This is a genomic window from Cryobacterium sp. 10I1, from assembly GCF_035019805.1.
In the GTDB taxonomy this organism is placed as follows: Bacteria; Actinomycetota; Actinomycetes; order Actinomycetales; family Microbacteriaceae; genus Cryobacterium; species Cryobacterium glucosi.
Genome location: NZ_JASJVF010000012.1, coordinates 22,537 through 29,727 on the forward strand (window position 1 = coordinate 22,537; position 7,191 = coordinate 29,727).

The following is a 7,191-nucleotide window of genomic DNA, read 5'->3' on the forward strand; positions in this document are numbered from 1 at the left end:
GGTCCTATCTTAACCTGCCGGGGGTCACCACCGGTCGAGGGCGGCGTTGAGCACGGCGAGGGCGGCGGGCCCGGCCGTCGACGTGCGCAGCACGGTGTCGCCGAGGCGCACCCGCACGGCCCCGGCGGCTTCGAGCATCTCGAGTTCCGAGGCGGCGATGCCACCCTCCGGACCGACGACGAGCACGATGTCCCGCGCCGCGGTTGCCTGGGAATCGGCCGCGTCGGCCGCGTCGTCAATCGACGGCAACCGGGTCAGCCGGATGTCGGCGGTGGGCTCGAGGAGCAGCATCCGCGTGCCCCGCGCCAGCACGGCGAGTTGTTTGGTGCTCGTGAGGTCTGCGACCTCGGGAAGCCAGGGCCGGATCGATTGCTTGGACGCCTCGCGTACGATGGCGCGCCAACGCTCCCGTCCCTTGGCGACCTTCTGGCCCTCCCAGCGCGTCACCGAGCGGGCGGCCGCCCACGGAACGACGCCGTCGACGCCGAGTTCGGTCGCGGCCTGCACCGCCATCTCGTCGCGGTCGCCCTTGGCGAGTGCCTGAACAAGGCGGATGCGCGGGCTCGGCCTCGCGATGTTCCGCGCGCTGTCGACCCGCAGGACCAGCCGTCCGGTCTCCGCTTCCTCGACGGTCGTCTCCAGGAGCAGGCCGGACCCGTTCCCGGCGAGCAGGTGCTCCCCCGGCCGGACCCGGCTCACGGTGACCGCGTGCCTGGCCTCGGCACCGGTGATGGTCGCGACGGCTCCGACGGGGCAGTCCTCCGCGCGGAGGGACTCGTCGATGAAGAAGTGCGCCATCCGGTTAGACGCGGAACCGGTCGCGGAGCTTCGCGAAGAGTCCCTGCTGCACCGCACTGAGCGCGGGAGCCGGGGACTTGTGCTTCGCGGCGAACTGTTCGATCAGTTCCCTCTCCTTGTGGTCGAGCTTGGTCGGCGTCACGACGTGGATCCCGACCTTGAGGTCGCCGCGGCCATTGCCGCGGAGGCGCGAGACTCCGCGGTCCTTGACCGTGATGACTTCGGAGCCCTGCACTCCGGCACGGATCTCGACGGTGATGTCGCCGTCGAGGGCCTTGACCGTCGTGGTCGTGCCGAGGATCGCATCCGTCATGGGCACGTCGAGGGTGCAGAGCAGGTCGTCACCGTCGCGGCTGAACACGTCGTGGTGGCGGACCTTCATTTCGAGGTACAGGTCGCCGTTGGGGCCGCCGGCAGGTCCGGCCTCTCCGCTCCCGGGCATCTGCAGGCGCAGGCCCGTGTCGACGCCGGCGGGGATGTCGACCGGAACAGTGCGGCGGGCGCGGACACGGCCCTGGCCCTGGCAGGTCACGCACGGGGTTGCGATGATCGTGCCGAAACCGCGGCAGGAGCCGCAGGGGCTCGAGGTCATCACATTGCCCAGCAGGGAGCGCACGGCGCGCTGGATGTTGCCGGTGCCGTGGCAGATGTCGCACGTGACAGGGGCGGTCCCCGGCTGGCAGCAGGTTCCGCTGCAGGTCGCGCAGACGATGGCCGTGTCGACCTCGAGGTCGCGGTGGGTTCCGAAAATGATCTCGTCGAGGTCGAGTTCGACCCTGATCAGGGCGTCCTGGCCGCGTTCGCGGCGAGACCTCGGTCCACGGCTGCCGCCGCCCCCTCCGAAGAAGGTCTCGAAGATGTCGCCGAAGTTGCCGAAGTTGCCGTCGAACCCGGCGTTTCCGCCCGTACGGCCGTTGCCGCCGTGGTCGTAGTTGTCGCGCTGCTTCGGGTCGCTCAGCACGTCGTAGGCGTGGGTGACGTGCTTGAACCGCTCAGACGCATCCGCGCCGGGGTTCACGTCGGGGTGGAGCTGGCGGGCGAGGCGACGGTACGCCTTCTTGATTTCGTCGGTGGAGGCATCGCGTGCGACGCCGAGTACTTCGTAATGGTCAGCCAAAGCTGGCTCTCCTAGGTCTGTTTTCGTAGGTGTGCGGCGTGGGGGCTGGTCGAGGGACTCGCCTATTCGAGCAGGCGGGACAGGTAGCGGGCGACGGCACGGACGGCCGCCATGTTGTTCGAGTAGTCCATCCGGGTGGGGCCCAGGACGCCGAGGCGGGCAAGGTCTCCACCCTGCGAGCTGTAGCCGCTGGTCAGCACGCTGGTCTCGGAGAGTCCGAATGGCGCGTTCTCCCTGCCGATACTCACCGACACCCCATGCTGGTCTGTCGCCATCTCGCCGAAGAGGCGCAGCAGGACGACCTGCTCCTCGATGGCCTCGAGCACCGGATAGATGCTCCCGGTGAAGTCTTCCTCCGTGCGCACGAGGTTCGCGGCGCCGGCCATCACCAGCCGCTCCTGCCGGTTCGCACCGACCTGGTCGCGAAGGGTGAGGGTGACCAGGGAGACAACGTCCGGTTGCTCGCCGGCCAGGTCGGCGGCATCCGTGAGCGCGATCGCTGCTGCGCTCATGCTGAGGCCGACCACGGCGGCGTTGAGGCGGGCGCGGAGGCGGACCAGCAGCTGCTCCTCGAGCGGCCGGGGCAGCTCGATCACGCGTTGCTCGACCCGGCCGGCATCCGTGATCAGCACGGACAGGAGCCGGGTCTCCGAGAGCGCCACGAGCTCGATGTGGCGCACCCTCGCACGAGACAGCGAGGGGTACTGCACGAGCGCGACCTGGTGGGTGAGCTGGGAGAGCAACCGGACGCTGCGGGCGAGAACCTCGTCGAGGTCTGCGGACTGCCCGAGGAACGTCTCGATGGCCTGGCGCTGCGCTGCGGAGAGCGGGCGCAGATCGGCGAGGTGATCGACGAAGAGCCGGTACCCCTTGTCGGTCGGGATCCGCCCTGAGGAGGTGTGCGGGGCGATGATGAGCTCCTCCTCCTCGAGGAGAGCCATGTCATTGCGAATGGTCGCCGCCGACACTCCGAAGGAATGCCGGTCAACGATGGTTTTTGACCCGACGGGCTCGCGCGAGGCGACGTAGTCTTGAACAATGACCCGCAGAACTTCGAGGCTGCGATCCGAAACCATGACTGAATCGCCTCCTTTCCGGGTGACTGGGTGCCGGCGACTTTGGCACTCACGGCGTTTGACTGCCAATCATATCGCGACACACGGGGACACCCCCATTGCTAGCGGATGATTGGGCGCAGTACCTTGAGTCTTGTAACGGTCCTCCATCCGCACGGAAAGGCACGATGATGAGCAATTCAACCGGTAACAACGGCGAAGATCCGAACCTGGGCCAGCGCCCCCCGCAGCAGCCATACCAGCCGGCAGCACCCACACCCGTTGCCGCTGCTCCCCTCACCGAGACCGAGGACCGCCAGTGGGCGTCCTTCGCGCACCTCGGCGGCATCATCGGCCCGCTCCCCTCCCTGATCATCTGGCTCGTGTTCAAGGATCGCGGTCGCTTCACCGCCCAGGAAGGCAAGGAAGCCCTGAACTTCCAGATCACGATCGCCATCCTCTACGTGATCGGCTCGATCCTCCCGTTCGTCGGTGCCCTGATCATCTTCGCCGCCTGGGTCGTGGCGATCATCTTCTCGATCCTCGGGTTCCTGAAGGCGAAGGACGGCCAGGCCTACCGCTACCCCTTCGCCCTGCGTCTCATCAAGTAGCGCGGCGACCGGCGGAACCTCACACCACCCGGAGTATCTCGCGGGACCAGCACAACCAGATAACGCGTACAAGGAGCCCGAATGTCCACACCACCCCCCGCCAATTCCTACCAGCCCGTTACGCCGATGAACCCGTCGGACGAACGCTTGTGGGCCACCCTGATCCACGTGGGCGGAATCCTCTTCGAGTTCGTGCCCGCGCTCATCGGTTACCTCGTGCTCAAGGACCGCGGCCCGTTCATCCGCGCGCACGCGGCGACGGCGCTCAACTTCCAGATCACCCTGGCCATCGCCTATGTGGTCAGCGGAGTGCTGACGCTGGCGCTGGTCGGGTTCCTGCTGCTGCCCGCCGTCTGGGTCTTGAGCGTCGTCTTCAGCATCATCGCGGCCCTCGCGGCCAACAAGGGCGAGTACTACACCTACCCGCTCACCATCAAGTTCGTCAGCTAGACCGCAGCACCTTAATCCGCGAGAAGCCGCCGTACGACGGCGTCCGCGAGAAGCCGTCCTCTCCTGGTCAGTTCGACCGTCCCGGAGAGGGCGGCTTTCGCGTTGACGAGTTCATCGGCGATGAGACCGGCGACCTCGCGGCGACCGAGCGGCGAGAGCGAGTCGATCCGGATGCCCTCCCGGATGCGGGTGAGCAGGAGGACCCGCTCCACCTCGCGGGTCGTGTCGTCGAGGGTCTCGCGCCCTGCGGCAGGTGAGTCCCCGGCGAGGATCCGGTCGGCGTATGCGGAGGGGTGCTTGACGTTCCACCACCGCACGCCGCCGACGTGGCTGTGCGCACCGGGTCCGACCCCCCACCAGTCCTGGCTGCGCCAGTATGCGAGGTTGTGCCTGGACCGGTGCGCGGCATCCGTCGCCCAGTTGCTGACCTCGTACCAGCCGTAGCCGGCCGCGTCGAGGAGTTCGTCGGCGAGTTCGTAGAACTCGGCCTGGGTGTCCTCGTCGACGGGGGCGAGTTCGCCTCGGCGGATCTGCCTTGCGAGCTTCGTGCCGTCCTCGACGATGAGCGAATACGCGCTGATGTGGTTCGGGGACAGGCCGATGGCCTGCTCGAGGCTCGCGCGCCAGTCGGCACGGGTCTCCCCCGGCGTGCCGTAGATGAGGTCGAGACTGACGTCGAGCCCGGCATCGCGGGCCCACCCGGTGACGAGCGGGATGCGCTCCGGGTCGTGGGTGCGCTCGAGGGTCGCGAGCACCCGGGGCACGGCGGACTGCATGCCGAAGGAGACCCTGGTGAAGCCTGCGGCGGCGAGAGTGTCGAGGTAGGCGGCGTCGACGGAGTCCGGGTTGGCTTCCGTGGTCACCTCGGCGCCGTCCGCGAGGCCCCAGGTGTCGCGGACGGAGTCGAGCATCCGGACCAGGTCCACAGCGGGCAGGAGTGTGGGGGTGCCGCCGCCGAAGAACACCGTCGCGGCTTCCCGGTCCGGAACCCCGGAGTCGCGGAGGATGCGCCCTGCGGACTCGACCTCGGCGAAGGCCTGGCCCGCGTAGTCGTGCTGGGACGCTCCGCGCAGCTCGGTCGCGGTGTAGGTGTTGAAGTCGCAGTAGCCGCAGCGCACCCGGCAGAACGGCACATGCAGGTACACGCCGAAGTCGCGCTCGGATGCCCCGACGGCGGCGGATGCCGGGAGCAGGCCGTCGCGCGGTGCCGGATCGCCGAGGGGAAGGGCGCTGCCCATCGTCAGACCGCGCCGACCGGGTGCAGGGCGCGCAGGTAGCGGGCGGTGTACTTGGCCTGCTGCATGCGGACGATCGGCCAGGCGAGCCGGTAGTACCAGGTGCTCGGACGTGAGAAGGCCCGGATCGTCAGCCAGACGGAGTCATCGGCCTGTCGGTCGACGATGAACGCCTCCTCGCCGCTCGCGGGGTGGCCGTCAAGGGTGCCGTAGCCGAAACCGATGCGGTCCGTCTCGTCGATGACGTAGACGACACGTACGGGCGAGTCGACGGTGAACGGGCCCACTGCCACCGAGAGGCGCGCGGACATGCCGTTGACGATGTACGGGGTGCCGTCGTCGGCGAACGTCGCCTCGTCGACCGGGTGCTCCTGGTTCACCGAGGGGGTGCCGTCGGCGTTGAACACGATCCCGGAGTACTGGACGCCGGTGCTCTGCTGGAGGTCGGTGACGGTCATGCCACTGCCGAGCTGCACGCCCCAGGTCATCAGGAGCGCGGCAGCGGTCCGGAACCGCTCTTCACCGCTGCCGAGGCGAACGGTGCGTTCGAGCGGCCGGTAACCGCGCGGCGGGTACCGGAGCAGATCGGGGGCGAGGGTGCCGCCGATCGCCGCATAGGTCACGGCCGCGTCGGTGAAGGTGGAACGCCGCATCCGCCTACTTCTTCTCTTTCTTGGCCGGCTCGTCCCCCGAGAGCGCGGCGATGAAGGCCTCCTGCGGCACCTCGACGCGGCCGACCATCTTCATGCGCTTCTTGCCCTCTTTCTGCTTCTCGAGCAGCTTGCGCTTGCGGGAGATGTCGCCGCCGTAGCACTTGGCGAGGACGTCCTTGCGGATGGCGCTGATCGATTCGCGGGCAATGATGCGGGCTCCGATCGCGGCCTGGATCGGAACGTCGAACTGCTGCCGTGGGATGAGTTTCCGCAGCCGCCCGGTCATCAGCACGCCGTAGTCGTATGCCTTGTCGCGGTGCACGATGGCGCTGAACGCGTCCACCTGCTCGCCCTGCAGCAGGATGTCGACCTTGACCAGGTCTGCCTCCTGCGAGCCGATCGGTTCGTAGTCGAGCGAGGCGTACCCGGCGGTCTTGCTCTTCAGCTGGTCGAAGAAGTCGAAGACGATCTCGCCGAGCGGCATCGTGTAGCGGATCTCGACCCGGTCCTCACCGAGGTATTCCATGCCGAGCAGGGTGCCGCGGCGGCCCTGGCAGAGTTCCATGATGACGCCGACGTAATCCTTGGGCGCGAGGATCGCGGCCTTGACGATCGGTTCCTCGACCTTGGCGATCTTGCCGTCAGGGAACTCGCTCGGGTTCGTCACGGTGACGGACTTCTTGTCGTCGGTCGAGACCTCGTAGATCACGCTCGGGGCCGTCGTGATCAGGTCGAGGTTGAACTCGCGGTCGAGGCGCTCGGTGATGATCTCGAGGTGCAGCAGCCCGAGGAACCCGCAGCGGAACCCGAAGCCGAGGGCGACGGATGTCTCCGGCTCGTAGACGAGGGACGCGTCGGAGAGCTTGAGCTTGTCGAGTGCTTCACGGAGAGCGGGGTAGTCGCTGCCGTCGATCGGGTAGAGGCCGGAGAACACCATCGGCTTGGGCTCCGTGTAGCCGGGGAGGGCGACGGTTGCCGGGCGCAGCGCGGTCGTGACGGTGTCGCCGACCTTGGACTGGCGGACGTCCTTCACACCGGTGATCAGGTAGCCGACCTCGCCGACGCCGAGACCCTTGCTCGGGGTCGGTTCGGGGCTTGTCACGCCGATCTCGAGGATCTCGTGCGTCGCCCGGGTGGACATCATCTGGATCTTCTCGCGCGGGCTGAGCTTGCCGTCGATCATACGGACGTAGGTGACGACGCCGGTGATCTGCAGCATCCGGTCGGCGAGGGTGGACTTGCCGTGGTCGATGTGCGCGATGATGCAGAAGT

The 7,191-nt window shown here is 67.9% G+C and carries 8 protein-coding genes; 2 read left to right on the forward strand and 6 right to left on the reverse strand.

The features are described 5' to 3' along the window. Positions 1–24: 24 nt before the first annotated feature. The 3 genes from QN345_RS02615 to hrcA all read right to left on the reverse strand — a co-directional run bounded on the left by QN345_RS02615 (position 25) and on the right by hrcA (position 2,991). Positions 25–798 (reverse strand): 16S rRNA (uracil(1498)-N(3))-methyltransferase, encoded by a 774-nt coding sequence (locus QN345_RS02615; protein ID WP_322135910.1) that lies wholly within the window; start codon positions 796–798, stop codon positions 25–27. Between the two features lie 4 nt (positions 799–802). After that, positions 803–1,915, reverse strand: a complete 1,113-nt coding sequence (gene dnaJ / locus QN345_RS02620) for a molecular chaperone DnaJ (protein WP_134561406.1) — start codon at positions 1,913–1,915, stop codon at positions 803–805. Between the two features lie 62 nt (positions 1,916–1,977). After that, complete coding sequence (gene hrcA, locus QN345_RS02625) at positions 1,978–2,991, reverse strand: heat-inducible transcriptional repressor HrcA (RefSeq protein ID WP_134446057.1); 1,014 nt, start codon at positions 2,989–2,991, stop codon at positions 1,978–1,980. 167 nt (positions 2,992–3,158) lie between these two features. Here hrcA and QN345_RS02630 point away from each other — a divergent pair, with 167 nt between their 5' ends. Together QN345_RS02630 and QN345_RS02635 are read left to right on the forward strand one after the other, a co-directional pair. Next, complete coding sequence (locus tag QN345_RS02630) at positions 3,159–3,581, forward strand: DUF4870 domain-containing protein (RefSeq protein WP_134446058.1); 423 nt, start codon at positions 3,159–3,161, stop codon at positions 3,579–3,581. 81 nt (positions 3,582–3,662) lie between these two features. After that, positions 3,663–4,031: a DUF4870 domain-containing protein gene (locus QN345_RS02635; RefSeq protein ID WP_241975265.1), complete on the forward strand. Its 369-nt coding sequence runs from the start codon at positions 3,663–3,665 to the stop codon at positions 4,029–4,031. Positions 4,032–4,042: 11 nt separating this feature from the next. On the opposite strand, the gene hemW is transcribed toward QN345_RS02635, so the two are convergent. The 3 genes from hemW to lepA form a co-directional block, all read right to left on the reverse strand. Beyond that, positions 4,043–5,269 (reverse strand): radical SAM family heme chaperone HemW, encoded by a 1,227-nt coding sequence (hemW, locus tag QN345_RS02640; protein ID WP_322189668.1) that lies wholly within the window; start codon positions 5,267–5,269, stop codon positions 4,043–4,045. Between the two features lie 2 nt (positions 5,270–5,271). Beyond that, positions 5,272–5,919, reverse strand: coding sequence for a DUF1990 family protein (locus tag QN345_RS02645; RefSeq protein WP_134446060.1), 648 nt, complete (start codon positions 5,917–5,919; stop codon positions 5,272–5,274). Between the two features lie 4 nt (positions 5,920–5,923). Next, the coding region (gene lepA / locus QN345_RS02650; protein ID WP_323508435.1) for a translation elongation factor 4 at positions 5,924–7,191 on the reverse strand (1,268 nt) is incomplete at its 5' end.

What these genes read in the sequence shown, in the direction of transcription:
- QN345_RS02635 (WP_241975265.1), top strand. Translation starts at nt 3,663, where the DNA reads ATGTCCACACCACCCCCCGCCAATTCCTACCAGCCCGTTACGCCGATG.
- hrcA (WP_134446057.1), bottom strand. Translation starts at nt 2,991, where the DNA reads ATGGTTTCGGATCGCAGCCTCGAAGTTCTGCGGGTCATTGTTCAAGAC.
- QN345_RS02630 (WP_134446058.1), top strand. Translation starts at nt 3,159, where the DNA reads ATGATGAGCAATTCAACCGGTAACAACGGCGAAGATCCGAACCTGGGC.
- hemW (WP_322189668.1), bottom strand. Translation starts at nt 5,269, where the DNA reads ATGGGCAGCGCCCTTCCCCTCGGCGATCCGGCACCGCGCGACGGCCTG.
- QN345_RS02615 (WP_322135910.1), bottom strand. Translation starts at nt 798, where the DNA reads ATGGCGCACTTCTTCATCGACGAGTCCCTCCGCGCGGAGGACTGCCCC.
- QN345_RS02645 (WP_134446060.1), bottom strand. Translation starts at nt 5,919, where the DNA reads ATGCGGCGTTCCACCTTCACCGACGCGGCCGTGACCTATGCGGCGATC.